Source organism: Solirubrobacter soli DSM 22325 (genome assembly GCF_000423665.1).
GTDB classification, from domain to species: Bacteria; Actinomycetota; Thermoleophilia; order Solirubrobacterales; family Solirubrobacteraceae; genus Solirubrobacter; species Solirubrobacter soli.
Map to the genome: position 1 here is coordinate 136,083 of NZ_AUIK01000025.1, position 26,925 is coordinate 163,007.

At 72.7% G+C, this 26,925-nt stretch carries 20 protein-coding genes; 11 read left to right on the plus strand and 9 right to left on the minus strand.

Going from position 1 to position 26,925, the window contains the following annotated elements:
- Positions 1-54 precede the first annotated feature (54 nt).
- The 4 genes from G569_RS65455 to G569_RS60540 all read right to left on the minus strand — a co-directional run bounded on the left by G569_RS65455 (position 55) and on the right by G569_RS60540 (position 4,123).
- Complete coding sequence (locus G569_RS65455) at positions 55-966, minus strand: hypothetical protein (RefSeq protein WP_053226714.1); 912 nt, start codon at positions 964-966, stop codon at positions 55-57.
- A 276-nt stretch (positions 967-1,242) separates the two neighbouring features.
- Positions 1,243-1,872, minus strand: a complete 630-nt coding sequence (locus G569_RS0120425; RefSeq protein ID WP_028064803.1) for a response regulator — start codon at positions 1,870-1,872, stop codon at positions 1,243-1,245.
- Positions 1,869-3,104, minus strand: coding sequence for a sensor histidine kinase (locus G569_RS58505; RefSeq protein WP_053226715.1), 1,236 nt, complete (start codon positions 3,102-3,104; stop codon positions 1,869-1,871). Before G569_RS58505 ends, G569_RS0120425 begins: the two co-directional genes overlap by 4 nt.
- The gene (locus G569_RS60540) at positions 3,086-4,123 is read right to left on the minus strand and encodes a PspC domain-containing protein (protein WP_211233033.1); all 1,038 of its coding nucleotides are present in this window, start codon (positions 4,121-4,123) and stop codon (positions 3,086-3,088) included. The genes G569_RS58505 and G569_RS60540 overlap by 19 nt, the downstream gene beginning before the upstream one ends.
- 94 nt (positions 4,124-4,217) lie before the next feature.
- Between G569_RS60540 and G569_RS50085 the strand changes: the two genes are divergently transcribed.
- On the plus strand, positions 4,218-4,991 hold the full coding sequence (locus tag G569_RS50085) for an NAD-dependent epimerase/dehydratase family protein (RefSeq protein WP_037497778.1): 774 nt from the start codon (positions 4,218-4,220) through the stop codon (positions 4,989-4,991).
- On the plus strand, positions 4,988-6,058 hold the full coding sequence (locus G569_RS0120445; RefSeq protein WP_028064804.1) for a carboxylate-amine ligase: 1,071 nt from the start codon (positions 4,988-4,990) through the stop codon (positions 6,056-6,058). The genes G569_RS50085 and G569_RS0120445 overlap by 4 nt, the downstream gene beginning before the upstream one ends.
- Before the next feature lie 60 nt (positions 6,059-6,118).
- Here the strand turns inward: G569_RS0120445 and G569_RS0120450 are convergent, their stop codons facing one another.
- Together G569_RS0120450 and G569_RS0120455 are read right to left on the minus strand one after the other, a co-directional pair.
- Positions 6,119-7,063 (minus strand): dienelactone hydrolase family protein, encoded by a 945-nt coding sequence (locus G569_RS0120450; protein ID WP_028064805.1) that lies wholly within the window; start codon positions 7,061-7,063, stop codon positions 6,119-6,121.
- Between the two features lie 52 nt (positions 7,064-7,115).
- Positions 7,116-7,511, minus strand: coding sequence for a GbsR/MarR family transcriptional regulator (locus tag G569_RS0120455; RefSeq protein ID WP_245602521.1), 396 nt, complete (start codon positions 7,509-7,511; stop codon positions 7,116-7,118).
- Between the two features lie 114 nt (positions 7,512-7,625).
- On the opposite strand from G569_RS0120455, the gene G569_RS50090 reads away from it, so the two are divergent.
- Both G569_RS50090 and G569_RS0120465 read left to right on the plus strand, forming a co-directional pair.
- Positions 7,626-8,450 carry an ABC transporter ATP-binding protein gene (locus tag G569_RS50090; protein ID WP_037497780.1) on the plus strand — a complete coding sequence of 275 codons (825 nt, stop codon included), beginning with the start codon at positions 7,626-7,628 and terminating at the stop codon, positions 8,448-8,450.
- A gap of 5 nt (positions 8,451-8,455) precedes the next feature.
- Positions 8,456-10,015: an ABC transporter permease gene (locus G569_RS0120465; RefSeq protein ID WP_245602522.1), complete on the plus strand. Its 1,560-nt coding sequence runs from the start codon at positions 8,456-8,458 to the stop codon at positions 10,013-10,015.
- Between the two features lie 24 nt (positions 10,016-10,039).
- On the opposite strand, the gene G569_RS0120470 is transcribed toward G569_RS0120465, so the two are convergent.
- Positions 10,040-10,930 carry an EndoU domain-containing protein gene (locus G569_RS0120470; protein ID WP_037497782.1) on the minus strand — a complete coding sequence of 297 codons (891 nt, stop codon included), beginning with the start codon at positions 10,928-10,930 and terminating at the stop codon, positions 10,040-10,042.
- Positions 10,931-11,045: 115 nt separating this feature from the next.
- Here G569_RS0120470 and G569_RS50095 point away from each other — a divergent pair, with 115 nt between their 5' ends.
- Both G569_RS50095 and G569_RS0120480 read left to right on the plus strand, forming a co-directional pair.
- Positions 11,046-14,582, plus strand: coding sequence for a methionine synthase (locus G569_RS50095; protein WP_064750409.1), 3,537 nt, complete (start codon positions 11,046-11,048; stop codon positions 14,580-14,582).
- 2 nt (positions 14,583-14,584) lie between these two features.
- Positions 14,585-14,950 carry a hypothetical protein gene (locus tag G569_RS0120480; RefSeq protein ID WP_028064809.1) on the plus strand — a complete coding sequence of 122 codons (366 nt, stop codon included), beginning with the start codon at positions 14,585-14,587 and terminating at the stop codon, positions 14,948-14,950.
- Here G569_RS0120480 and G569_RS0120485 read toward each other — a convergent pair.
- Positions 14,947-16,020, minus strand: a complete 1,074-nt coding sequence (locus tag G569_RS0120485; RefSeq protein WP_053226727.1) for an epoxide hydrolase family protein — start codon at positions 16,018-16,020, stop codon at positions 14,947-14,949. The two genes, G569_RS0120480 and G569_RS0120485, sit on opposite strands and share 4 nt — an antisense overlap.
- A 19-nt stretch (positions 16,021-16,039) precedes the next feature.
- On the opposite strand from G569_RS0120485, the gene mug reads away from it, so the two are divergent.
- Complete coding sequence (mug, locus tag G569_RS61305; RefSeq protein ID WP_245602523.1) at positions 16,040-16,654, plus strand: G/U mismatch-specific DNA glycosylase; 615 nt, start codon at positions 16,040-16,042, stop codon at positions 16,652-16,654.
- 2,169 nt (positions 16,655-18,823) lie between these two features.
- On the opposite strand, the gene G569_RS0120500 is transcribed toward mug, so the two are convergent.
- Positions 18,824-21,133, minus strand: a complete 2,310-nt coding sequence (locus tag G569_RS0120500; RefSeq protein WP_028064812.1) for a lysylphosphatidylglycerol synthase domain-containing protein — start codon at positions 21,131-21,133, stop codon at positions 18,824-18,826.
- Between the two features lie 75 nt (positions 21,134-21,208).
- Between G569_RS0120500 and G569_RS50105 the strand changes: the two genes are divergently transcribed.
- The 4 genes from G569_RS50105 (at position 21,209) to G569_RS0120525 (ending at position 26,908) form a co-directional block, all read left to right on the plus strand.
- Positions 21,209-21,895 (plus strand): chlorite dismutase family protein, encoded by a 687-nt coding sequence (locus G569_RS50105; protein ID WP_053226716.1) that lies wholly within the window; start codon positions 21,209-21,211, stop codon positions 21,893-21,895.
- A gap of 43 nt (positions 21,896-21,938) precedes the next feature.
- Positions 21,939-22,394: a Het-E N-terminal domain-containing protein gene (locus tag G569_RS58510; protein ID WP_053226717.1), complete on the plus strand. Its 456-nt coding sequence runs from the start codon at positions 21,939-21,941 to the stop codon at positions 22,392-22,394.
- Between the two features lie 218 nt (positions 22,395-22,612).
- The gene (locus G569_RS0120520) at positions 22,613-25,915 is read left to right on the plus strand and encodes a P-loop domain-containing protein (protein WP_028064814.1); all 3,303 of its coding nucleotides are present in this window, start codon (positions 22,613-22,615) and stop codon (positions 25,913-25,915) included.
- Positions 25,916-25,969: 54 nt separating this feature from the next.
- Positions 25,970-26,908 carry a DHH family phosphoesterase gene (locus G569_RS0120525; RefSeq protein WP_028064815.1) on the plus strand — a complete coding sequence of 313 codons (939 nt, stop codon included), beginning with the start codon at positions 25,970-25,972 and terminating at the stop codon, positions 26,906-26,908.
- The last annotated feature ends 17 nt before the right edge of the window (positions 26,909-26,925 follow it).

The window sequence follows — 26,925 nt, forward strand, 5'->3', positions numbered from 1 at the left end:
GTACACCCGCCGGTTTCCGGAGCCCGCGCGTGACACGGGCTCCGGCGGCTGCCGCTAGTGGAAGCCGATGAGCTCGTCGAGCAGACCGTCCGCGCTCGGCGGCTCCGGGTCCGGCGTGGGCTCAGGCTCGGGCGTGGGCTCGGGGTCCGTCGCCGGGTCGGGCTCGACGGTCGGGTCGTCCGTGGTCGGGTCGGGCTCGACCGTGGGATCGTCGGTCGTCGGCTCGGGCTCGACCGTCGGGTCCGGCTCAGGCGTCGGCTCGGGCTCGACCGTCGGGTCGGGCTCGACCGTCGGGTCGGGCTCGACCGTCGGGTCCGGCTCGACCGTCGGGTCGGGCTCGGGCGTCGGCTCCACGGTCGGGTCGTCCGGCGTCGGCTCCACGGGCTCCACCTGGTCCGACGGCGTCGGCGAGACCGGCGTCAGGCTCGAGTTGCGCTGGTATTGCGCGATCGCATTGCGCACGTACTGCTCGCCGAACTCGCTCGCGGTCAGCGGCTTGTAGGCCAGCTTGGCCGTCTCGGGCTGCTCCTGCACGACCGTGTCGGCGGTCGCGGTCGGCGCCTGCTCGGTCTTGGCGCTGCCGGCCAGCGCGGCGTCGCGCTTGAGCGCGGACGTCCGCAGCGATTCCATGATGTGGTCGTAGCCGTTGACCGACTTGCGGTCGGCGACCGGGTTCCATGGGTTGCGCTCGACCTTGGGCGCGTTCGGCACCAACTGGTCGAACGACTTCATCGTCACGCCGTGCGGCCCGAGGCGGGTCGCGACCTCGAAGTCCTGCTGCGTCAGCGCGGTCGCCGGATTCGTCCGCCGCGCCGTCCCGTTGGCGAGCGGCCCGAGACTCCGCTGGTCGTCCACGACCTTCTTGATCGAGTCGACGTGCTCGACCTTGTCCTTGCGGCTGGCGGCGCCCCACTCCCTGTCGGGCCAGGCGGCGCTCCCTGCGCCCCCTACGTTCAAGTTGCTCATTCGGTTGTCGGTTTCTCCCGGGTTCCAAGCCCCACCGAGGACCCACTCGCAACATCGGCACCCTCCGCGAACCGGCCCAGCCCGCTCGACGGATGGACGAGCGAAAATTCGTGCTCAAGTCCTTCTCGCGGCTGCCGATACAGGGGTTGAGTCACCCGCAGCGCTCGTCCGACAAACAACCCTTCGTCGCGGACGAGGCCTTTGCGAGGTGGCTCGCCTCCCCTCAATAAACCCCGATCTGCGGCTCCGTCACTCCCCCGACGGAGCCGTAGGTCGTTAATCGTCCGGGGTGACGAGACCGCGGGTCGCCGCCCAGTGCGAGACCTCGTGGCGCGACGTCAGCTGCAGCTTGCGCAGCACCGCGCCCACGTGGGACTCGACGGTGCGGTCGCTGATCCCGAGCCGCGCCGCGATGCGCTTGTAGGAGTAGCCGCGGGCCAGGTGGTGGAGCACCTCGCGCTCGCGGGGCGTCAGCGCCTGCAGCTCGTCCGTCGCCGGCGCGGGTGCGGAGAACGCCTGCAACACGAACGCCGCCAGCCGGGGGGAGAAGCACGCGTCGCCGGCCGCGACCGTCGCGACGGCGTTCAAGAGCTCCTCGGTGTCGATCGTCTTGGTGACGTAGCCGAGCGCGCCCGCGCGGATCATCGGCACGACGTCCTCCGCGGCGTCGGACACCGACAAGGCGAGCACCTTGGGACCGTCCGGGGCGAGCCCCTCGAGCACGCTCACGCCACCGCCTTCGGGCAGGTGGACGTCGAGCAGCACGACGTCCGGCTTGGTCTCGGCGATCACGCGCAGTGCTTCGGCGGGCGTCGCCGCCTCACCCACGACCACGTGGTGCGCGGCGAGCTCCGCGCGCACACCGGCGCGGAAGAGATGGTGGTCGTCGACGACGACGATCCTCATCCGATCACCCCGATCCGCAGCGCGATCTCCGTCCCTTCGCCGAACCGCGACTCGACCACGGCCGAGCCGCCGACCGCGGCCATCCGACCGACGATCGAGTCGCGCACGCCGCGCCGCTCGGTCGGCACCGTCTCGAGCTCGAAGCCCGGTCCTTCGTCGCGCACGAACACCTCCGCGCCGTCGGCGTTCGCCTGCCCGAAGACGAAGATCGGCGCGCCCGGAGCGTGGCGCGCGGCGTTGCGCAGCGCCTCCCGCGCGGCGGCGGCGAGCGCCTCCGTCGACCGGTCGAGCCGGCGGTCTCCGAGCATCGTCAGCTCCACTGTCGCACCGTGGTCGTCCTCGACCTCGGCGACCGCGGCCCGCAGCGCGGCGCCGAGCGTCTCCGAGCCGAGCTCGACCTCGCCCGCCATCCATGCCCGGAGCTCGTGCTCCTGCCGGCGCGCGAGCCGCGCCACCGCGGCGGGGTCGTGCGCCTGGCGCTGCACCAGGGCGAGCGTCTGGAGCACGGAGTCGTGCAGGTGCGCGGCGACGCGCCGCCGCTCGTCCTCACGGGCGTCCTCCACGTGGACCCGGTCGGCGCGCGCGAAGCCCGCGATCACGAGCGGCGTGACGATCACCGCGAACGCGCCCACGGCGAGCACGAACAGGACGACCACGTCACCGCCGTTGGCGCCCGCGAACGCGAGCAGCAGCAGTGCCGAGCCGCCGAGCAGCGTGAGCCCGGCCAGCGCCCGCCACGGCGCGGGAACCGGCGTGTCGTGCGTCCCGGTCAGCCGCTGCCACGGGGTCAGGCCCGCGGTGCCGAGCCGCACCCGCAGGTCCTCCGCCAGCAGCACGAGGCCGCCGAGCGCGGCGAGCCCGACGATCGACAGCGGCAGCAACGCCCGCACGAGGTCGGTGAGCCCGTAGAGGTAGCGGGTGTCCCCGACGTAGCCCGTGAAGCCGATCAGCAGCACCGGGGCGGCCGCCAGCAACGCGCCGACCACGAGCATCGGATGCCGTTGCGCGCCCGCGATCGCGCGCGGGACGAGGACGAACAGCGCGAGCACCGTGCCCGCGCCGGCCGCGGCCAGCGATGCCGTCGTCCCGGCCTCGCCCAGCGCCAGCGCGAGGCCGCCGACGAGCAAGAGCCCGGCCGCCGCGGTCAGCAGCCGCGCGGGCTCCAGCAGCGAGGCGCGCTCCGGGCGCGGCAGCTCGACCGTCTCGGCGGTGTTCAGCGCTTCGCCGTGCACGGCCCGCCCATCAGTCGATCGATCCGCTTCTTGTCACGTACCTGGACATTGCGTCGCGCGTGCCAGTCATGAAGCATGGTCAGTGCTTCGGCACGCGCGACGCCGGTCGTGTCCGGCCGCGGCTCTCCGAACACGGGATAGCCGGGCCAGTCTGGGAAGTCATCCGGGTTCATGTCGTTCGGGTAGTCGCGGACGACCAGCGATCCACCGACGGAGGAGAAGTCGACGGCCAGCACCGGGCCGGGGCGGTCCCGGGGCGTCGCGTAGTGCGGAGGCCGGCGCTCGCCGAAGACCTGCGGGCCGACCTGTCCGTAGCGCCCGACGAGCGCCCCGCCGAGCCGCAGCGCCGGCGGCGCCTCGTGCTGGTTGACGACGACGTGCACGCAGCGATCGTGCGGCAGCGCGATCAGCGTGCGCCGCGGGCCCGCCTCGATGCGCAGCGGGATCGTCCCGCTCGCGGGCAGCTCGGTCCGGCGCAGGTCGACCGTCAACAGCCCGAAGCCGCTGCGCACGACCCCGCGCGGCAGCTCCGCCGTCGTGCCGGGCGCGAGCACCTTGGTCGAGGTGCTCGGGTCGATCCGCACCCCGCCGACGGCCATCGCCACCGAGGGCAGCACGAGCGCGCCGATCGGCAGCAGCGCCCACGCCGGCCCGAGCCGCGCCCACCCGGCCAGGACGCCGACGAGCACCGCGCACGCCACCGCCACGACCGCCCACCCGTAGCCGAACATCGTGGCCGCTGCCCCCGCCGCCGCGAGCGCCGCGAGCCCGAGCAGCCCGCCGATCGCCTGCGCCACCAGGACGATGCCGCGCTGCCCGCCGTCCACCCCGTCCTCGGGCAGGATCAGCCAGGCCGCGAGGTACACGAGCACGCCGAGGCCGAGCACGACCGACGCGAGCACGAACCCGAGCCGGACGCGCCCGACGGGCACGCCCCAGCGCTCGGCGAGCCCCGCGCAGACGCCGCCCAGCCAGCGGCCGGAGCGGGCGCGCGTCGTGGGAGCGGGGACGTCGTTCATGGCGTCCATTGTCGGAGGCACTCGCGCCGACGACCAGTCGTGATTGTCCGGAGGGCGTCTCCGGGATTTCCCGGACTTGCTTGGATCCGGCCCCATGGAGCCACGACGCGTGCTCATCACGGGCGCCTCCGGACACATCGGGACCGTCATCCGCCCCGCGCTGCGCGAGACCGTCGAGGAGCTGCGGCTCTCCGACCTCACCGAGCCGGACGACCTGCAACCGCCCGAGATCTACGTCCACGCCGACCTGACCGACTTCGAGGCGGTCCAGCGCGCCGTCGACGGCGTCGATGCCGTCGTCCACCTCGGCGCGGTCCCCAACGAGGCGCCGTTCGAGGTGATCGCCGGGCCCAACCTGCACGGCGTCTACCACGTCTTCGAGGCGTGCCGGCGCGCCAAGGTCTCGCGGATCGTCTACGCGAGCTCCAACCACGCGTCGGGCATGTACGCGCCCGGCGTGCCGCTCGACGGCTCCCAGCGCGCCCGGCCCGACGGCCTCTACGGCGCCTCCAAGGCCTACGGCGAGGCGCTCGGCAGCATGTACGTCGACCGCTTCGGGCTGTCGATCGTCTGCCTGCGGATCGGCTCCTGGCGCCCGACGCCGGGCGAGCGGCGCGAGCTCTCGACGTGGCTCAGCCACGCCGACGGCATCCGGCTCGTGCAGGCGGCGCTGACCGCCGACGACGTCGACTTCGCGATCGTTTACGGCGCCTCGGCCAACACGCGCCGCTGGTGGCCGCCGGACGAGGAGATCGGCTTCGTGCCCCAGGACGACGCGGAGGTCTACGCCGACTCGCTCGAGGGGCCGGACTACGAGTACCAGGGCGGCCCGAACGCGGCCTTCGACCACGGCGGCTGGGCGACGTGAACGCCGACACCTTGCGGGCGCGCTTCGACGCGCCGGACGAGCTCGGGATCGGCATCGAGGAGGAGCTGTTCCTGCTTGACCCGGAGACGCTCGACCTGGCGCCGTACGCCCGCGAGGTGGTCGAGGCGACGGACGGCGATCCGCGCTTCAAGCTGGAGCTGCCCGCCGCGCAGCTGGAGATCGTGACGCCGCCGTGCCCCGACGTCGCGACCGCGGTCGCCTCGCTCGCGGCCGCCCGGCGCGACCTCGCGGCCGCGGCCGAGCCCTACGGGCGCCTGATGACCGCCGGCACCCACCCGTTCACCGCCGAGCTCGGCGTGTTGACGGACGACCCGCGCTACGTGCGCACGCTGGAGGAGTACGGCGAGCGCGCCCGTCGTCAGCTGGTCTCCGGTCTGCACCTGCATGTGTCATTGGGCGGCGCGGACCGCACGCTCGCGGTCTACAACGCGATGCGCTCGCACCTGCCCGAGCTGGCCGCGCTGGCGGCGAACGCGCCCTTCCACGCCGGCCGCGACACCGGCCTCGCGTCGATCCGCCCGACGATCGCCGTGAACCTCCAGCGCCAGGGCGTCCCCCCGTACATCCCGAGCTGGGAGTGGTTCGCCAACGGCCTCACCTGGGGCGAACGGTCGGACACCGTGCCCGACCCGCGCCGCTGGTGGTTCGAGCTGCGCATGCACACGACCTACGGCACCCTCGAGCTTCGCGCGCCCGACGCCCAGTCCAGCGTCGACGACGTCCACGGCATCGCCGCCTTCACGTACGCGCTGATGCACGACCTCGCCGCCCGCCACGACGCGGGCGAGATCCTCTCCGCCGACGACTCCTGGCGGATCGACGAGAACCGCTGGTCGGCGATGCGCGACGGCCTCGACGGCACCCTCGCCGACCTCCAGACCGGCGAGCGCACCTCCACCCGCGAGCTGCTCCTCGCCCGCATCGAGCACCTCGGCGCGGACGCCGCCCGCCCGCTCGTCGAGTCCAATGGGGCGCTTCGCCAGCGGGCGGTCGCCGCGGACGTCGGCGTCCGCGGCCTCACCGAGTGGCTCGTCGAGCGTTTCTAAACACCACCTAAGGGGTCTGACCCCTTAGGTGGGCTTTAGATAAAGGGTCGGACCCTTTAACTAGCGGTGGCCGTGGTCGCCCGCGTGGTCGAACCAGCCGATCACGCGTCGCCAGGCCTCCTCGGCCGCCGGGACGTTGAAGCGGGCGCCGGTGTCGTTGAAGAAGGCGTGGTCGGCCTCAGTGAACGTGAGCAGCTCGTAGTCCAGGCGCGCGGCGTCCAGAGACGCCTTGGCGGCGGGCATGGTGCCGTTCACGCGCGCGTCGAGGCCGCCGTAGACGCCGAGGACGTTCGCCTTGTTGCCGCCGAGGTTGCCGCCGGTCGGGAATGGGCCGTAGAACGGTGCCGCCGCGTCCAGGCGCGGCTCGCGCGCGGCCAGCAGGCGCCAGATCATGCCGCCGCCGAAGCAGAAGCCGATCGCGCCGAGCGTGGACTTGCGCGGCACCCGCTTCTCGAGCTCGGTCAGCGCGGCCTTCATGTCGGCGTCGAAGCGGCCCGGGTTGGAGCCTGAGATCTCCGACAGCTTCGCCGCCACCTCGGCCTCGCCCGGGAACGCGCCGGTCCCGCCCTCCTCGGAGAGCAGGTCGAGCGCGAGCGCCGAGTAGCCGCTGGCGGCGAAGCGCCCAGCGACGTTCTTGATGTGCTCGGTCAGCCCGCGGTTCTCGTGGATCACGAGCACGCCGCCACGCGGCTTGACCGCCGGCGCCCACGCCGCGAGCAGCGGGCCGGTCGGGCCACTGAAGGTGATCGACTCGCGCGCGGCCGGCGCCCACGCCGACGTCGCCGCCTCCGGCTTGTGGCCGTGCTTGCCATGACCGTGGTCGTGGTCGTGCCCGCCGTGCCCGCCGCCGGTCCTCGCGGCCGCCTCGGCGGTCAGCATCGCCGACGCCGTCGCGGCGGTCACCCCGAGCAGCCCGAGGCGCCTCACCGCCTCGCGCCGGGTGATGATCCCGTCCGCGTGGTCCTCCGCGACCTCGTCCGCCAGGTACTGCTGCAGCTCCGTCATCAGACTCCCCCTGTTGAAGACGACTGTCTTACGCAGGGTGCCAGATGGGCGTTCAATGAGAACGTGACGCGCGCCAGCGTTCCAACAACGCCGGCATCTCCGTCTGCAGGAACGCGAAGAAGTCGGCGGTGTCGCGCAGGCGCGCGCCCGCGGGTGTGTCGGGCCCGACGGCCTCGACACCGTCCTGGACCGCCCGCACCCACCGCGCCAGCACGGCCTCGCGGCGATAGATCGCCTCGTACCACTCGTCGTCGTGCAGGCGATAGACGTCGCGCCGCGACCCCGGCTCGCGCTCGCGGCTGATCAGGCTCGTCTGGATCAGGTACCGCACTGCGCCGGAGACGGCCGCGGCGCTGACCCGCAGCCCGTCGGAGAGCTCGACGGCGGTGGCGCGCCCGCTGTCGGTGGCGAGCAGCGCCGCGAACACCCGCGAGGGCATGCGCGGCATGCCGCTCTCCTCCAAGACGGATGCGAAACGTTCGACGAACCGCGCGACGTCGTCTGTCACCAGCCAATCTTTACACATTTCAGAACTTTCACGATTTCGTGTATGTTGTGAAACGTGCCCGTCATCTCCGTCACCGGCCTCGTCAAGACCTTCGGCACAACGCGCGCCCTCGACGGCCTCGACCTCGAGGTCGCCGCGGGCGAGGTGCACGGCTTTCTCGGCCCAAACGGTGCCGGGAAGTCCACGACGATCCGGGTGCTGCTCGGGTTGTTGCGGGCGAACGGCGGGGCGGCGCGCCTGTTGGATGGAGATCCCTGGGAAGACGCGACCGCCCTGCACCGCCGCCTCGCCTACGTGCCCGGTGACGTGACGCTCTGGCCGAACCTGAGCGGAGGCGAGGCGATCGACCTGCTCGCGCGGCTCCGCGGCGGCCTCGACGAGCAGCGCCGCGCCGAGCTGCTGCACCGCTTCGAGCTCGACCCGACCAAGAAGGGCCGCGCCTACTCCAAGGGCAACCGCCAGAAGGTCGCGCTCGTCGCCGCGCTGGCCTCCGACGTCGAGCTGCTGATCCTCGACGAGCCGACCTCCGGCCTGGACCCGCTGATGGAGGAGGTCTTCCGCGAGTGCGTGGCCGACGAGCGCGGCCGCGGCCGCACCGTCCTGCTCTCGAGCCACATCCTCTCCGAGGTCGAGGCGCTGTGCGACCGCGTGACGATCATCCGCTCGGGCAAGACCGTCGAGACCGGCACGCTCGCGGAGCTGCGCCACCTCACGCAGATCACGATCGAAGCCGACCTGAGCGACGGCCGACACGTCGTCGAACGCGTCGACCCGGGCGAGCTGCAGGCGACGCTGGAGCAGCTCGTCAAGGTCGGCGTGAGGTCGCTCGTCAGCCGCCCGCCCACGCTCGAAGAGCTGTTCCTGAGGCACTATTCGTGACCGGGGTGGGGATCCTCCTTCGGCTCGCGCTCAAGCGCGACCGGGTGATGATCCCGGCCTGGGTCCTCGGGCTCGGGCTCGCCGTGATGGTCACGGCCTCGTCCTACTCGAGTCTGTACGCGACGGAGTCCTCACGCGCCGAGGTCGTCCGCACGCTCGGCTCGACCCCCGCCACGCTCGCCCTGTACGGGCGCATCTACGCGGACTCCGTCGGTGGCCTCGTCGCCTGGCGGTTGGGCGGGATCGCGCTCGCGCTGGCGGGGCTGATGGCGATCCTGCTCGTCGTGCGCCACACGCGCGCGGAGGAGGAGACCGGCCGCGCCGAGCTCGTGGGCGCGGGCGTCGTCTCCCGCCACGCCCCGCTCGCGGCGGCGCTGATCACCTCGGCGCTCGCAAGCGTCGTGCTCGGCGTGATCGTGTTGCTGGCCGTCGTGGCGACCGGCCTCGGGTTCGCCGGCGCGCTCGCGCTGGGCGCGTCGTTCGCCGCCACCGGGCTCGTCTTCGGCGCGGTCGGCGCGGCGGCGGCGCAGGTCGCCGAGTCCGCGCGCGGCGCCAACGGCCTCGCGATCGGGACGCTCGGCGCCGCGTTCGCGCTGCGGGCGATCGGCGACGCCGGCCCGCACGCCGTCTCCTGGTTCTCGCCGCTCGGCTGGGCGCAGGCGATCCGCCCGTTCGGCGGCGAGCGCTGGTGGCTGGTCGCCGCGCTGCTCGCCCTGGCGGCGCTGCTCACGTTCAGCGCCACCCGGCTCGCGGTCCGCCGCGATCTCGGAGCCGGGATCCTCCCGCCGCGCCCCGGCCCCGCGCGGGGGACGCTGCGCACCCCGCTCCAGCTCGCCTGGCGCCTGCAGCGGGGCGCGCTGGCGGGATGGGTGCTCGGTTTCGCGATCGTCGGCGCGGCGTTCGGCTCGATCGCCAAGGACATCGGCGACGTCATCGGCGACAGCCCGGAGGTCCGCGACGCGCTCGCCCGCCTCGGCGGGACCGAGAGCCTCGCCGACGCCTACCTGGCGGCCACCTTCGGTGTCCTCGCGCTCGTCGCCGCCGGGTACGCGGTCCAGGCCGTGCTGCGGCTGCGCGGCGAGGAGACCGGCGGGCGTGCCGAGCCGCTGCTGGCCACCGCGGTCTCGCGTACCGCGTGGGCGCTCAGCCACTCGCTGATCGCGCTGGCCGGGACCGCCGCGCTGCTCGCGGTCGCCGGCGTCACGGCGGGCGTCGCGCACGCGGCGACGACGGGCGACGCGGGACAGCTCCCGCGCCTGCTCGGCGCCGCGCTCGCGCAAGTCCCGGCCGCGTGGGTGCTGGCGGGCGTCGCGCTGGCGCTCTTCGGCCTCGCCCCGAGAGCGACCACCGCCGCCTGGGCCGCGCTCGCGCTCTGCCTCGCGCTGGCCGAGCTCGGCCCGGTGCTGAAGCTCAGCCAGGGCGTGATCGACCTGTCGCCGTTCGCCCACAGCCCGCAACTGCCGGGCGGCGCCTTCAGCGCCGCGCCGCTCACACTCGCGCTGATCGCCGCCGCGCTCGGCGCCGCCGGCCTCGCGGGCCTGCGTCGCCGCGACCTCACGGGCTAGCGTCCCGAGTCGGAATCGCGACGCTTAGCGCTTCTTGGGCTTGAACCCCTTGTCGTAGCCCTCGCCGGGTATCGGGTCGGCGTCCGGGAACGCCGTCCCGTCGCGCTGCGTGAGCTTGATGCCGACCAGGGCCTTGGGATAGCCGACCGTCGAGCGCCCCTTCTCGCGGCCGTGCTTGCCGTACACGCTCGTGATCGCGTCGATCACGTCGTCGGCGTTCGCCGCGTCGGGGAAGAACGTCGACTGCGTGGGCTTGACGTTGCGGGGCTCGTCGACCGCGCGCACGCTCTGCTGATAGACGAGGTCGGTCACCTTCGTGATCGTTCCGAACCCCTCGTGGGTGGTCGACCCGCCGTTCTTGGTGTGGAAGCCGCTCGGCCGGTTGTCCGTGCGCCACGCGCCCTTGAGGACGTGATCGCCCATGCTGGACTTGATCGCCCCGCGGTCCGCCTCGATCTCCGCCTTGAGGGTCTCCTCCGGCGACTTGACCGTGGTGCCGGCCTTCTTGCCCTTCTTGCCCTTGGCGCTGCCGGTGCCGCCCGACACCTTCGCCTCGGCCGCGGCGGCGAAGGCGAGCACGTCATCGGCGTCGATCGATCCGAGCTCGATCAACTTCGCCGTGGCCACGTCGACCTTGCTGAAGACCGGCGGGAGCGGGTCGTACGTGAAGCGCATCTCGTTGTAGATCGCGAGCAGGATCGCGTCCTTGGTCCCCGCGCCGTCGGCCGCGGCGGTGTTGACCTGCTTGCGGACCTCGGTCGGCTTGTACTTGGCGCGCGCGAGGATGCGGCCCACGGCCTGGTTGCCCGCGCCCTGCTGCATCCGCAGCAGCGCGTGGAGTTGGAGCGGGGCCGGCTCGGGCGGCCGCCGCTCCTTCTGGACCCTCTCCCCCTCCGCAAACCGACGGGTGCTCATGGCCTCAGCGCGACGCTACAGCGGCGTTAACGGCTCCTGTTCCCGGTGCGTCGCCATGCGGACATCCGCAAACCTTGCCAAACATGTGTCAAGGTTGCGCTAGCCTATGTCGGTAATGCGCGACTTCCTTGCCGCCACACGTGACCGCGTCGTCGTCTTCGACGGTGGCATGGGCGCGACGCTCGAGCAGTTCGACCTGTCCCTCGAGCGCGACTACAAGCTGCCGGGCCGCTGTCACGAGGCGCTGGTGCTCAACCGCCCCGACGTCATCCAGGGCGTGCACGAGTCGATGGTCGAGGCGGGTGCCGAGGTCGTCGAGACGGACACGTTCCAGGCCTCGCGCCTGAAGCTCGACGAGTGGGGCCTGGCCGAGCACACGCTCGAGATCAACCGGCGTGCCGCCGAGATCGCCCGCAAGGCGGTCGGCGAGGACCGCTTCGTCGCCGGCTCGATCGGGCCGACGGGCTTCCTGCCCGCGTCCGAGGACCCGTCGCTGGGTCAGATCCGCTTCCGCGAACTGGTCGAGGTCTTCGCCGAGCAGTCCAAGGGGCTGCTCGAAGGCGGCGTCGACCTCCTGATCGTCGAGACCGCGCAGGACATCCTCGAGGTCAAGGCCGCGATCTTCGGCATGCGCGAGGCGTTCAAGCTGGTGGGCCGTTCCGTGCCGATCCAGGCGAGCGTGTCGCTGCTCCCGAACGGCGGCAAGATGCTGCTGGGCACCGACATCAGCGCCGCGCTGACGACGCTCGAGGCGTTGAAGGTCGACGTCATCGGCCTCAACTGCTCGACCGGTCCCGAGGACATGCGCGACGCGATCCGCTTCCTCGGCGAGTTCTCCCCGCTGCCCGTGCACTGCATCCCGAACGCCGGCATCCCGCACCAGGGGCCGGACGGCGAGACGGTGTTCCCCGAGCAGCCCGGCCCGCTGGCCGAGTCGCTCGGCGAGTTCGTCGAGCGCTACGGCGTGTCGATCGTGGGCGGGTGCTGCGGCACCACGCCCGAGCACATCCGCGCGATCAAGGAGCGTGTGGGCGACCATCAGATCGGCAGCCGCCCGGCGCCGCGCCCGCCGCACGTGTCCTCGATGATCGCGGCCGCGCCGCTCGTGCAGGAGCCCGCGCCGACGATCGTCGGCGAGCGCGTGAACTCGCAGGGCTCGCGCAAGGCCAAGGAGCTGCTGCTCGCCGACGACTACGACGGGCTGCTCCAGGTCGCCGAGGACCAGGTCGAGGGCGGCGCGCACGTGCTCGACCTGTGCGTGGCGCTGACCGAGCGCACCGACGAGGACGAGCAGATGCGGCTCGTCGCCAAGAAGGTGTCGCTGACGCAGCCGGCGCCGATCCAGGTCGACTCGACCGAGCCCGAGGTGATCGAGACCGCGCTGGACCAGATCCCGGGTCGCGCGATCGTCAACTCCGTCAACCTCGAGGCGGGCGAGGACAAGCTCAACGGCGTCGTCCCGATCGCTATGGCGCACGGCGCCGCGCTGATCGCGCTGACGATCGACGAGGTCGGCATGGCCAAGACCCGCGAGCGCAAGCTCGAGGTCGCGCGCCGCATCACCGACCTGGTCTGCAACCAGCACGGGATGGACCCGGAGCTGCTGATCTTCGACGCGCTCACGTTCACGCTGACGACGGGCGACGAGGAGTGGAAGCCGTCGGCGGTCGAGACGATCGAGGGCATCCGGCTGATCAAGTCCGAGCTCCCGGGCGTGAAGACGTCGCTGGGCGTCTCCAACGTGTCGTTCGGCATCGGCCTGCCCGCGCGCAGCGTGCTCAACTCGGTCTTCCTCCATCACTGCGTCGAGGCGGGCCTCGACCTGGCGATGGTCAACCCGAACCACATCACGCCGTACGGCGAGATCCCGCAGAACGAGCGCGACCTCGCCGACGACCTGGTCTTCAACCGGCGCGAGGACGCGCTGGAGATCTTCATCCAGCACTTCGAGGCCAAGGGGCCGGCGGCCGAGGCCGAGGCGGCGGACCCCACCGCGGGCATGGAGCCCGAGGAGGCGCTGCACTGGCACATCCTGCGCCGCAAGCGCGACGGCGTCGAGGCGCAGATCGACGCGTCCGTGGAGAAGATCGGCGCCGTCCCGACGCTGAACAACGTGCTGCTGCCGGCCATGAAGGAGGTCGGCGACAAGTTCGGCGCCGGCGAGCTGATCCTCCCCTTCGTGCTCCAGAGCGCGGAGGTCATGAAGCGCGCCGTGGCGCAGCTCGAGCAGTATCTGGAGAAGCTCGAGGGCTACACCAAGGGCACCGTCGTGCTGGCGACCGTGTTCGGCGACGTACACGACATCGGCAAGTCGCTGGTCAACACGATCTTGACCAACAACGGCTACACCGTCGTCGACCTCGGCAAGCAGGTGCCGATCTCGACGATCCTCGACGCGGCGAAGGAGCACAAGGCGACCGCCATCGGGCTGAGCGCGCTGCTGGTGTCCACCTCCAAGCAGATGCCGGCCGCGATCCAGGAGCTGCACTCGCAGAACCTCGAGTTCCCCGTGCTGCTCGGCGGCGCCGCGATCAACCGCAAGTTCGCGCTGCGCGCCGCCTTCCCGGAGGGCAAGGAGTCCGACGTCCAGTACGACCCGGGCGTCTTCTACTGCAAGGACGCCTTCGAGGGCCTGGCCGTGATGGACCGCCTGATCGAGCCCGAGCGCCGGGTGGAGATCGTCAAGGAGGTCCGTGAGGCCGCCGTGCGCCTGCGCGAGGTCGGCGAGGAGGAGGAGGTCCTCGACACGACCGACGACAGCGTGCGCAGCCCCGTCCGCACCGACGTCGAGGTCCCCGAGCCGCCGTTCTGGGGCGTGCGCGAGATCGAGGTCGACCGCGAGGAGCTCTACACCCACCTCGACACCCACGTGCTCTTCAAGCTGCACTGGGGCGGGCGCGGCGTGAAGGGCGAGGAGTGGCGCAAGCTGCTCGAGGACGACTTCCGTCCCCGCCTGGAGCGCATGTGGAACGAGGCCGACTACCTGCACCCGCGGGCGCTGCTCGGCTACTTCCCGTGTTACAGCGAGGGCAACGACATCGTCGTGCTCGACCCGACCGATCGTGAGACGGTGATCGAGCGCTTCACCTGCCCGCGCCAGCCGAAGGGCGACCGGCTCTGCCTGGCCGACTTCTACCGCCCGAAGGACTCCGGCGAGCTCGACGTGGTGGCGCTGCAGGCCGTGACGGTCGGCAGCGAGGTCACCGAGCTGATGGCCAAGCTGGAGGCCGACGGCGAGTTCGCCGAGCAGCTCTTCGTCCACGGCCTGGGCGTGCAGACCGCCGAGGGCCTGGCCGAGTGGCTGCACTGGCGTGTCCGCAACGACCTCGGCATCCCCGTCACGCAGGGCCGCCGCTACTCGTGGGGCTACCCGGCCGTGCCGGACCAGTCCGAGCACCTCAAGGTCGAGAAGCTCCTCGAGCTCGAGAACATCGGCATGGAGATCTCCGACGGCTACGCGCCGATCCCGGAGCAGTCCACGCTCGCGCTCGTCTCCCACCACCCGCAGGCGGGCTACTACGGGATGCGCAACGGCCGCCTGCTGCCGGACGGCTCGCCCGACGACGTCATCCGCGGCACCGCCCGCGACCCCTCGCGCTTCGCCGACGCCGACACCCTCGCGCAGGCCACCCCGGCGGGCGTCACGGGCTAACGGTGCGGCGCCTCGCGCTCGCCGCCCTCGCCGCCGCCGTCCTGGGCGGCTGCGGCGAGAACCCGGACGACAAAGCGGTCCGCCAGGTCGTCACCGACTACCTGGCGGCCTTCGCCGCGGGCGACGCCGCCAAGGCGTGCGCGCTGATGCTCCCCGAGGTGCAGCGCTCCCTCGGCGACTGCCCGGCCACCCTCAAACGCGCCCACGACACCCTCACGCCCGACCAGCGCCGCGAGACCGAGGTGCTCAAGGTCGACACCGTCACCTCAGCGGGCGACAACGCCCGCGCCCGCCTCTTCCCGGGCGACTCCCAGGTCGCCCTCCGCAGGGCCGACGGCCGCTGGCAGATCGCCGGCGTCCCGAACTAGCCGAAGAACGCGGCGATGTCGGCCGCGAGGAGGTCCGGGGCCTCGGCGGCGGCGAAGTGGCCGCCGCGGGGCATGTCGGTGAAGCGCTCGACGTTGTAGGAGCGCTCCGCCCACTCGCGCGGGAGGACGCCCTCGGAGATGCGCTGGTGGTGGAAGTTGGCGATCGCCGTGCGGACCGTGACGTAGTCGTCCAGGCGCGGGGTGCCGGCGCGGTAGTTGTCGAGGTAGTCGCGATTGGCGGTGGCGATCGTGTCGCTGACCCAGTAGAGCGTGATCAGCTCGAGCAGGAAGTCGCGGTCGATCGGGCAGTCCGGGTCGGCCCACGAGCGCCACTTCTCGGCGATCCACGCGGCCAGGCCGGTGGGTGAGTCGGTCAGGCCGTAGGCGAGGGTCTGGGGCTGGGTGCTCTGGATCGTGCTGTAGCCGCGCTGGGTGACGTCCCAGTGGCCGACCGCCTCCATGAACCGGCGCTCGGCGTCGGTGAAGGGCGGCTTGGGCTCCGGCGAGTTGTCCAGCGCGGAGATGTGGATGCCGAGCATCCGCTCGGGCTGCTGCACCGCCATGTAGGTCGTGACCGCGGCGCCCCAATCGCCGCCGCACGCGCCGTAGCGCTCATAGCCGAGCCCCTGCAGCAGCGTGTGCCAGAGCCGTGCGACGTCAGGGGTCGTGCAGACGTCGGGGCGCGTGGAGAATCCGTAGCCGGGCAGCGACGGGATGACGAGGTCGAAGCCTCCCAGCAGGTCGACCAGGCCCACACCTTCGGTGAAGGCGCTCGGCCACCCGTGGGTGAGCACGAGCGGGACGCCGCCACGGCGCACGTGCACGAAATGGACGCGGACGCCGTCGACGTCGGCGACGAACTGGTCGAACGCGTTCAGCCGCCGTTCGCGAGCGCGCCAGTCGAAGCCGTCGCGCCAGTACGCCACGAGCTCCCGCAGGGAGGCGACGTCGGCGCCCTGCGCCCACGGCTCGCCCGGAGAAGGACTCGGCCAGCGCGTCCGTTCCAACCGCGTCCGCAGGTCGTCGAGCACCGCGTCCTCGACCGCGATGGAGAAGGGCTCGATCCGCATCGCGGGCATCCTAAGGATCGTGCTCGACGTTCTGGGAAAAGACCTGACGGTGCTCTTCGTCGGCATCAACCCGTCGCTGCGCTCGGCCGAGGTCGGCCACAACTTCGCCCGCCCCGGCAACCGGTTCTATCCCGCGCTGCACGCGGCCGGCTTCACCCCGCGTCTGCTGCGCCCCGACGAGGACGGCACGTTGCCGGACTACGGCGTCGGCATCACGAACTTCGTCGCCCGCCCCACCCGCGCCGCCGACGAGCTCTCGCGCGAGGAGCTCCGCAGCGGCGCGGCCGACCTCGACGCGCTCGTGGCGCGCCTCCGACCGCGCGTCGTCGCGGTCCTCGGCCTCGGCGCCTACCAGACCGCCTACGGTCGTCCCAAGGCGAAGATGGGCCGGCAGGCCGAGACGATCGGCGGCGGGGTGGGCGGGACTCCCGTTTTCGTCCTTCCCAACCCGAGCGGCCTCAACGCCCACTACAAGCCCGCGGACTTCGCGCGGCTGTACACCGAACTCCGTCTAGAAGCCGAGCGGATGCCGCTCGGTGACCGTCTTCCCGTCGCGCAGGTGGTAGGTGAGGACCAGCTCGCCGTCGACGAAGTCCCCGTCGTAGACGGCGAGGATCGCGCGCCCGGTCGCTGACGGCACGAGCATGCGGACGTCGCGCGGCGTGCGCAGCGTCACCCGCTCGACGTCGGCGCGGCACTGCCCGGAGACGTACGTCCGCCCCGCCAGCAGCCGGCGCTCGGTCCGCCCGACGGCGAGGAACGCGTCCTGGCCCTCGAGCTCCTCGGCGTTGCCGCCGCCCCAGCCGATGTCACAGGGCCGCTCGGCGTTCGGCTTGGTCTCGAGCGGCCGGCACGACTCGCTGCGCAACGCGCCGCCGCCGGTGAACAGCCCGAGCCGCAGGTCGACCGTGCCCGCCCGGTCGCCGACGGCCCGCGCCGGCCCGACCACGCAGGGCACGCCTTGCTCGGTCTGTGCGACCTGCATCGCCCAGTGCGGGCCGCCCGACGGGTCGGGCGCCGGCGCCTCGAGCGCCTCGGTGCCGGCGATCGGCGTCGGGAACGTGAACCGCTTCGTGATGAAGGTCGGCAGCTCGCCCTGCCCGCTCCGCAGCGTCTTGCCCCCGCCGGTCACCGTCAGCGCGCCCGCCCGCGCGTCGGCCCCGCCGAGCCGCAGGAACGCGCCGTCGTTGACCTTCGCCGCGCCGTCCGCGCTCCCGGTCCCGCTGACCGTCGCCTCCTTCGCGCCCGGGATGTACCCCCACACCACCGAGCCGGTGAAGGTCGGCGCCGCGACGTCCGCCAGCCCGAGCGTCGACGCGATCGTGCCGACCGGCGTCTGCCGCTTGAGCGCCGTGCACTGCAGCAGCGGGTACTCGTTGTCGACCGGCCGGAACTGCCCGTCCGCGTAGACCCACCCGACCGTCGCGCCGCGCAGGCGGCCGAGCTGGACGCAGCGGCTGCGCCCGATCCGCCGCGCGCCCGCGAGCGACCGCGTCGGCTCCTCCACGACGACGCGGTCGGCGTCGAACTGCCGCAGCACCCACGGCAGCCCGCCGGCAGGATCGTCGAGCGTGACCGCGAGCTTGGAGCTCGTGATCCGGTACTGGACCCACCCCGGCGCGTAGCTGCCGTCGTCCAACCGGCCCGGGGCGACCTCGCCGACCGGGACGCTCGCCGCCGAGGCCCGCGCCTGCTTCGGCGGCGTGACCGTGCCGAACGACGACCCGTAGCGCTTCCCGTCGATCACCACGTGCACCGACGCCGCTCGCGTCGACGGCGGCAGGAACACGAGGAACCCTCCGTTGAGCCGCGGCGCGGTCCGCACCCGCAGCGAGCCGGCGATGACCGTGATCCGCTTGGCGTCGCGGGCGATCCCCCAGACCGCCACCCGCGCCGGATGGTGGTTCCAGTTGCCCGCCAGGTAGTTCCGCGACGGCCCGGCACCGCTCAGACGCCGGGTGGCGAAGTACAGGGCGCGATGCTTGACGCCCCGCCGTGCGGGCTCGAGTCCGCACACCGGGGTCGAGCTGACGTTCGCGTCACCCGGCACCGAGCGCGCGGTCGCGAAGAGCACGCACGTCCGCTGCAGCTTCGCCGCGCGCGAGCCGCCGAACCCGAACGCCTCGAGCTTCCACGCCCGCCCGCCATAGGGATCGGCGACGACGAACCCGTGCTTCGCCGCGAAGGACTGCGTGCGCTCCGAGCCGTCCGCCCGCGCGATCGTCACGCTCGGCTGCGCATCCTCCGGATAGCCGCGCAGCACCGCCACGAATGCGCCCTCGGCCGTGTGCGGCACCACCTGCGTCCTCCCGCCCGCCACGGCGATGCTGACCCGCGTGACCCCCGCGCCCGCGACGCCGTACACGACCGTCCGCACGTTCTCGACCTGCCGCGCCGCGAACACCCGCGCGCCGAGCAGCGTCCCCGGCTCTCCGCACGCGTCCACGTTGGGCTCCGGCAGCACGCGGAACGTGCCGTCGAGCCCCTCCAGGCCGAACGCGTCGTCACTCACCTGCCCCACGGTGCTGCACTGCAGCCCGGTCTCCGAGCGCGCGAGCCGCAACGTCCACGCGGGCTGCCCGCTCTCCGGATCGGCGGCGCGCAGCGTGGTCACGGCGCTGCTCGCGGGAGCGACCCGCTGTTCAGGTGTGGTGTCGGTGGGCGCGACAGGCGCGATCAGCGCAGCGCCGAGGGCTACGGCGGAAAGTAGGGCCATCGCCCATTAGTTGCGCGAGCCCTGAGTTTTGTGACCGGCCTGTCAGTACGAGCAGTCCTTCGCTCCCCGGACCCAGTCAGGTCAAACTCAGACTGGCTCTTCGGCTGGGTTGCTCGGTCTCAACGAGACGGGGGCGCTGTGCAGGGCGCGCAGGCGCACCTCGCGCCAGGAGAGGCCTTCCTTGACCAGCGCGGGCGTGCCCATGATCACCGCGGTCGCGACCTCCACGGCCTGCAGGATGATCCCGTAGCCGAGCGCCTGGGCGGGCGCGACGCCGTAGGCGCCGACGAGCACCGCCATGCACGCCGCCTGGAAGACGCCGAGGTTGGAGGGAGTGACCGGCAGGACCGCGGTGACGTTGACCGCGAACAGGATCGCCGCCGCGGCGCCCAGATCGGCCTTGTGCTCGAGCCCGAGCGCGACCAGGAGCACGTAGCAGGACACCCACTGCAGCGCCCAGGCGGACAACTGCATCGAGATCGCGATCGTCCCCTCGCGCGGGCGCATGAAGACGGTCAGGCCGGAGCGCACGCGGGAGGCCGCGTCGCGGCCCTGCGCCACCCACTTGGCCACGCGCGCCGAGCGCGACGGCAGCCCGCTGCGGATCAGCGCCGGCGCGACCAGCACGGCCACGAGCAGGATCAGCGGCGCCAGCCCGTACCAGAGCAGCGCCTGCTGGCGGCCCGCGAAGAGCCCGATCGTGGTGAACATCACCGCGCCGAGGATCACCAGCGCGAGCACGTTGATCAGCGTCTGCGAGACGAGCGTGCCGAGCACGACCGGCAAGCGGTCGCGCGCACGCCCCAGGCGCCGCGCCACCACGAGCGCGCGCGACGGCTCGCCGAGCCGCGCCGGCAGCGTCGCCGACATCAGGACCCCGATCGTGGTGCCCTGGACGGCGTCGACCACGCGCGGCCGGGCGTCCGGCATCGCCGCCTTCAAGATCGCGTGCCAGGAGACGGCGCGCAGCAGCATCGACGCGCACATCAGCGCCAGGCCGAACAGCACCCAGGACGGCTGCGAGCGCACCAGCGTGTCCCCGATCCGGCTCAGCCCGATGTGCTGGACGGCGAGGTAGGAGCCGACGACGGTCGCGAGCCCGGCGCCGCCGAGCAGCGCGCGCCGCGCGAGGCGCGTCTTGCGCCCGCCCGCCGGGACCGGCTCCAGCGAAGGCAGGCGTCGCGCCGGGATCCGCTCGAGGCCGTCCGCGGGCTTGAGGCCGATCCTGACCGCCGCCCGCTCGGTCGCGGTCTCCGGCTGCGGGACGACCTGCGCGTCCTCGTAGGCCGAGGCGACCTGCGCGGCGATCCGCGGCCACGTGTAGCGCTCGGCGCTACGGCCGGCATGCGCGGCCAGCGCCTCGACCCGCGCGGGGTCGATCGCGAGGTCGCGCAGGGTCTCGGCGAGCACCGTGGCGTCGCCGCGCGGGACCAGGAGGCCGTCGCGGCCGTGGGCGACGACGTCGCGGTAGCCGGCGATGTCCGACGCGACGACCGGGCGGCCGGCCGCGAACGCCTCGGTCAGCACCATCCCGAAGGACTCGCCGCCGAGCGACGGCGCGCACAGCAGGTCGGCCGAGCGCAGCGCGGCCTCCTTGGCGGCGTCGTCGATGCGGCCGAGCGCGGTCACGCCGTCGGCCTCGACCAGCAGCGGCGCCAGCTCCTCGGCGGTCGAGCCGATCACGATCAGCTCGGCGGGGACCTCGCGGCGCAGCGCCTCGAACGCGCGCAGCAGCACGGGCAGGCCCTTGCGCTCGACGGCCTGACCGACGAACGCGATCCGCAGCGGTTCGCCGGGACCACGGCGGCGCGGCTCCGGCACCCCGTTCTCCGGCATCACGACGCCGTTGGGGATGATCCGGTAGCGCCCGCCGTAGAAGCGCCGGCCGGTCCACGCGGCGGCCTCCGACACGGCGATCCGCACGTTCAGGTGATTGAGCTTGCGCCGGGCCCCGAGCAGCGCCGCGACCTTGTGCGGCGGAACCGACTCCGAATAGCAGTGGAACGTCCCGACAAGTGGCGCGTTGCCGCTCGTCAGAGCGTCCCATCCGATGGTCGGCGCGACCGGCTCATGGATGTGAACGACGTCGAAACCGCCTGCTCGCAGCTCCCTGCGCAGCTTCGCGACGCCCGACGGCGTGCCCGCCAGGTTGGAGACCGCACCGTTGGACGGCCACCCGATCGTCCCGCCCAGCGGCACCAGCCAGTCCGGCACATCGCGCACCTGAGGCCGCGCCCCACGGTGCATCCAGGCGGTCCGGCGGCGGTCGGGATCGAACGGCGCGAGCACCTTGACGTCGTGGCCGGCCCGGTCCAACTCACCGGCAAGGGCCTCGATATGGCGGGTTACACCGCCCGGGTATGTCCACGAGTACGGGGATACAAGGGCCACCCGCATCCCGCGATCCTATGAAACGTGAACGACGGGTCCGGTACGGCTAACCGCTCTTCACCTATCCTGACTCCCCGAGATATGCCTGAGCGCCAGTTCGTCAAATACACGTTTCTGAAGGTGGACCCGGCCTGGCGGCGCCTGGATCCGAGCGAGCGCGAGGTTCACAAGCGCGAGGTCATGGCCGCCTGCGAGGACTTCGGGCAGGATCGGCTCCTGCGCGCTTTCTCGCTGGTGGGTACGAGAGGTGACGCCGACCTGCTCCTGCTCAGTCAGGCGAGCAACCTCGAGCGCATCCACGAGTTCCACGTCGTGCTGGCCCAGACGGGCCTGATGGCGTGGGCGACGACGTCCTACAGCTTCCTGGCGATGACCAAGCCGTCCGAGTACTCGGACGAGTCCCGCCTCGAGGTCCGCCCCGCGCACTCGAAGTACCTGTTCGTCTACCCCTTCGTCAAGACCCGCGAGTGGTACGGGATCGACCCGAAGGAGCGCTGGCGGATCATGCAGGAGCACATCCGCGTCGGGCGCGAGTACCCCAGCATCGACCTCAACACGAGCTATTCGTTCGGGCTCGACGACCAGGAGTTCGTCGTCGCGTTCGAGGGCGACGAGCCGGCGGTCTTCCTCGACCTCGTCCAGCGCCTGCGCACCACCGAGGCGAGCGCCTACACCAAGCGCGACACCCCCACGTTCACCTGCGTGGCGATGTCGGTCGAGCGCGCGCTCAACGCGCTCGACGGCGCGGTCGTGCACGCGGCCACCTGACCTGAGCTTGACCCGCGGGCGGCGCGGGGAGAGGATCGGCCCTATGGACCCGATCTCGCTGATCGTCGCCGCCGTCGCCGCGGGCGCGGCCGCCGGTCTGAAGGACACGGCGGCCAGCGCCGTGAAGGACGCCTACGCGGCGCTGAAGGGGCTCCTCTCCAAGCGCGGCGTCGACGTGGGGGCGGTCGAGCGCAAGCCCGAGTCCGAGCCCAAGCGCGACTCACTGGCCGAGGATCTCAAGGACGGCGCGGCGGGGGACGACGTGGCCGTCCTGGAGGCGGCGCAGCGGGTGATCGACGAGGTCCGCGCCAACGACGCGGCCGCGGCGAAGGCGGTCGGCGTCGACCTCGACGAGGTCCACGCGGCGTTCATCCGGATCGCGGACATCAAGGCGCGCGGCAACGCGACGGCGGTCGATCTCGATCACGTGACGACCACGGGCGGCATCGACATCAGCGGCGTCGACGTCGACTCCGGAGCGTCACCGGAACGCCCTTAGAAGGCGCGTCGGCACCGGCGCCGGCGCGCTTCCACCTTCACGACCTCGACGTCGGCGGCGACCTCAGCCTGACGGTCTACCAGGGTCCGGGCTACCCCCGCACGCAGTACCTCGCCGACATCGCCGACCTGCTGGCCTTCTATCGCAAGCGGTTCGTCGCGCGGGAGGACGAGCTGGCCTTCATCGGAGGCCACGTCAATCGCGCCGCGCCGGGCTACGTGCTGGTCGAGGCGCGCGGCGGCTTCGGCAAGTCGGCGCTGCTCGCGCAGCTCGTCGACCGCCTCGGCGCCGCCGACCGGCCCGGGCCACGGCCGACCATGGCCTGCTTCTTCATCCGCGCCGACGGGGCCCGCAACACGGCGGTCGCGTTCCTGCAGGCGATCAACGCGCAGCTGCTCGACGCGCTCGGCGCGCAGGGCGGAACACCACCCGGCGTGATCGAGCTGCGGGCGCAGGCGAGCGAGCTGTGGGCCGCCGCGGTCGCCCGCGCGACGATCGAGCGGCCGCTGCTGCTGATCGTCGACGGGCTGGACGAGATGGCCGCCGAGGAGATCGCGATCGCCGACCTGCTGCCGACGGCGCTCGGCCCGCACGTCCACGTCGTCGTCTCATCGCGGACGGAGCCGGACCCGCGCGGCGCCGTCCCCCCGGAGCATCCGCTGCAGCGCGCCGCCGTCCTCGAGCTCGCGGCGTTCGGCGTCACCGCGATCGGGAGCCTCCTCGACCGCTACGGCCTCGACCCGGCGAGCGCCGGCCGCATCCTCGCCCTGACCCGCGGCGAGCCCCTGTTCGCGCGCTTCGTGTGCGAGGCGATCGCCGAGCACGGCGCCGGCGAGCTCGACCGGCTCGAGCACGACCCGCCGGACGACGCCGACGACTACTTCGCCCGGCAGCTGCAGCGGCTCGCCGAGGCCGAGCTCGGCGACGTCTCCTGGCGGCTGCTCGGCGCGCTCGTCGTCGCGCACGGCGGCATGACCGAGGAGGAGCTCGCCGAGGTGCTCGAGCAGCCGCGCCGCTCGCTCCGGGCCGCCTTGCGCCCGGTGCGGCGCTTCCTGATCGGCCCGGAGCGCCTGGACATCTTCCATCACAGCCTCCGGGGCCTCGTCGCCGGCGAGTTCTCGGCCGCCGAGCTGAACGAGCTGCGGACCGTGTTCGCCGGCTGGTGTCGCACCTACGGGACGCGCGGGTGGCCGCCCGAAACCCCCGTCTACGTCCTCGAGCACTGCGCCGACCACTACGCCGAGACCGATCCGCCGAGCGCGGTCGCGCTTCCGGACCGTGCCTGGCTGACGCGCCAGCGCGACCGGTTCGGTGCCGCGACCGGGTTCATCCGCGACGTGGCGACGGCGATCGAGCTCGCCGACGGCGACGCGCCGGCGCGGGTCCGGCTGTGCCTGATCGGCGGCAACGCCGTGTCGGCCGCGAGCACGATCCCAACGCCGGCGCTGCGCGTCCTCGCCCGCTGCGGCGGAGCCGAGGAGGCCCGCGCCCGCGCGGACCTCGCCGTCTCGGCGACCAAGCGGGCCGCCGCGCTCGGCGCCGTGGCGCGCGGCACGGACGCCGCACGAGCGATCCTGGCCGATGCCATCGAGCAGCTCGCCGTCGCGGAGTTCAAGTTCAACGACTTCGTGCAGGTGCTCTTCGACCTCGTCGACACCGCCGGAGGCGACCTGCCCTTGCTGCGGCGGCTGCTGGACGTCGCCGCGTCGGCGGAGTGGGAGGACGAGCGCGCGCTGTGCCTCGCATACGTGGCCGGGCCCCTGCGCGCGGCGGGCGAGCCGGACGCGGCGGCCGCGCTCGTGCGGGCGACCCTCGACGACGCGCGTGCGCAGGAGAACGTCGACAAGACGCTGCTCGCGAACCTCGCCGTGGCCGCCGGCGCCGCCGGCCTCGACGACGCGCTGTCCGAGATCGAGGCCGGCGCGACGTCGTCGGTCGAGCTCGGCGGCCTGGCCGAGGGCTGGGCGCACGCCGGCGATCTCGAACACGCCCGCGCGCTCGCGCGCAGGATCGCCGACGGTCCCGCCGAGCACGTCGGCGACGCGCTGCGGCTGCTCCACCACCCCGGCCTGGACGAGGAGCGCGAGCTGCTCGGTGCCCGGCTCGCGGCCGCCCGCGAGGAGCTCGGCCTGCCGGAGCGCTGGACCAGCAACGAGGACCTGCGCACGTTGGGCGCGCTCGGCCACGGCGACGCGCTCGCCGCGCTCGAGGCGCAGGTCGACGAGGACCGCAACGACACGTTCGCGGTGCTCGCCGAGGGCTACGCGCTGATGGGCGACGCGGCGGGCGCGCGGCGCTGTCTGCAGGCGCTGGACGTGGGCGACGGATCGGTCCTCGCGGCGGCCGTTGTCCCGGTGGCGGCCGCGTTGGCGGCACGCGGGCACGAGGACGACGCCCGCGCCGTGGCCGACCTCGCCCTCCCGCACGCGCGAGCGGCGGCGCGCGCGGAGGTCGCGGCCGTCCTGCTCGACCGCGGCGAGACGACGGCCGCGCTCGAGGAGGCGCGTCGCGCGATCCGCATCGCCGAGTCGATCGACGACGGCGGCGAGGCCGCGGGCGCGCTCGGCCGGCTGGCGCTGACCCTTGCCGCCGCGGGCGATCGCGCCGGCGCCGCCGCATGCGCGGACACGGCCCACGCGCGGGTCGAGCGCGTGCTCCCGGGGGCGCGGGTGTCGCGGGACGTCGACCCCGTGATCGATGCGCTCCTGGACTGCGGCCGGATCGACGACGCGCTCGCGCTCGCCGACGGCGAGTACCCCGATCTGCTCAAGCTCGCCGAGATCGCCGCGGCGATGGCACGGGCCGGCGCGACCGATCGCGCGCTGGCGCTCGCCGAGCGCGTGCTCGCCGACGCGCCCGCCGAATACGGGCCGAGGGCGCGGGTCGAGACCCTCTTCACGCTCGCACCCGTGTTCCGGGACAGCGGGTACGAGGACCAGGCCGAGCGGTGCATCGGGCTCGCAGAGGGGACCGATCCCGACGGCGCGCAGTTCTACGGCCCGGCGCTCGTCCGCGGGCTGCGCGCCGCCGGCCGCGACGCCGCGGCGACCGCCCACGGCCTCGCGCAGAGCATCGACGACAAGCCGTGGATCGTCGCGAACGTGTTCGCCGAGGCCGGTCTCGACACCGAGGCCGCGGCCGCGGCACGGGAGGCGCTGCAGGTCCTGGACGAGGACGCGGTCGACTACTGGGCGCCGCTGCGTCTCCCGGCCCAACTCGCGCGCCTCCTGCCCGCGGCGGAGGCGCTCAGGGTCCTCGACGGGCTGATCGCCACCGCGGCGACGATCCCCGACGCCCACAAGCGCGCGTCGTCGCTGCTCACGATCGCCGACGTCCTGCACGAGCTCGACCAGGCCCGGGCGGCGATCGTCCTGCAGGACGCGTTCCTCGCCGCGTGGCTCAGCGGCCGGTTCAACGTGATGGAGGCGATCAGCGGCGGGCCGCTGACGGACCTCGACCCGGAGCTGCCGCGCCTGCTCGTGGACTGGATCGGCGAGATCGACGGGTGGTGGACCGGGTGAGGCGGCTGAACTTTCCGCGAATGCGGCCGATGTCCCTGGGGGATGACTCCAGTTATGACTTCCACCCACGCCGAGCGCTACCGGCTGGTGACGCGGTCGGACTTCGACGGGCTGGTCTGCGCGGCGCTGCTCAAGCACCTCGGGATCCTCGACGACATCCTCTTCGTCCACCCGAAGGACGTGCAGGACGGGAAGGTCGAGATCGGCCCGAACGACGTCACGACGAACCTCCCGTACAACGAGAACGCGGCGATCTCGTTCGACCACCACAGCTCCGAGGCCAAGCGGGTCGGCGGCCCGAAGGACAACCACGTGATCGTGCCGGGCGCGCAGTCCGCCGCGCGCGTGGTCTACGACTACTACGGCGGCGCCGAGGTCTTCCCCGGCATCGAGGAGCTCATGGACGCCGTCGACAAGGGCGACGCCGCCCAGTTCGACCTCGACGAGATCCTCCACCCCACCGGGTGGGTCATGCTCAACTTCCTGATGGACCCGCGCACCGGCCTCGGCCGCTTCCGCGAGTTCGAGATCTCCAACTATCAGCTGATGATGCAGCTGATCGACATCTGCACCGCGATGTCGGTCGAGGAGATCTTCGAGAACCCGCACATCATCGAGCGCGTCGAGCTCTACAACGCGCACGCCGCGGCCGCCGAGGAGCAGATCAAGCGCTGCTCCACCGTGCACGGCAACCTGGTGGTGCTCGACCTCCGCGAGGAGGAGGTCATCCACCCCACGAACCGCTTCATGCTCTACGCGCTGTTCCCGCAGTGCAACATCTCGATCCACGTCCTCTGGGGCCTGCGCCAGCAGAACACGGTGTTCGCCACCGGCAAGTCGATCCTCGACCGTGGCTCCAAGACCAACGTCGGCGAGCTGATGCTCCAGTACGGCGGCGGCGGTCACGACGCGGCCGGCACCTGCCAGGTCTCCAACGACGACGCCGCGCGCGTGCTCACCGAGCTGGTCGCCAAGATCAACGCGGACGGCTGATCTCTTGTAGTCCGCTC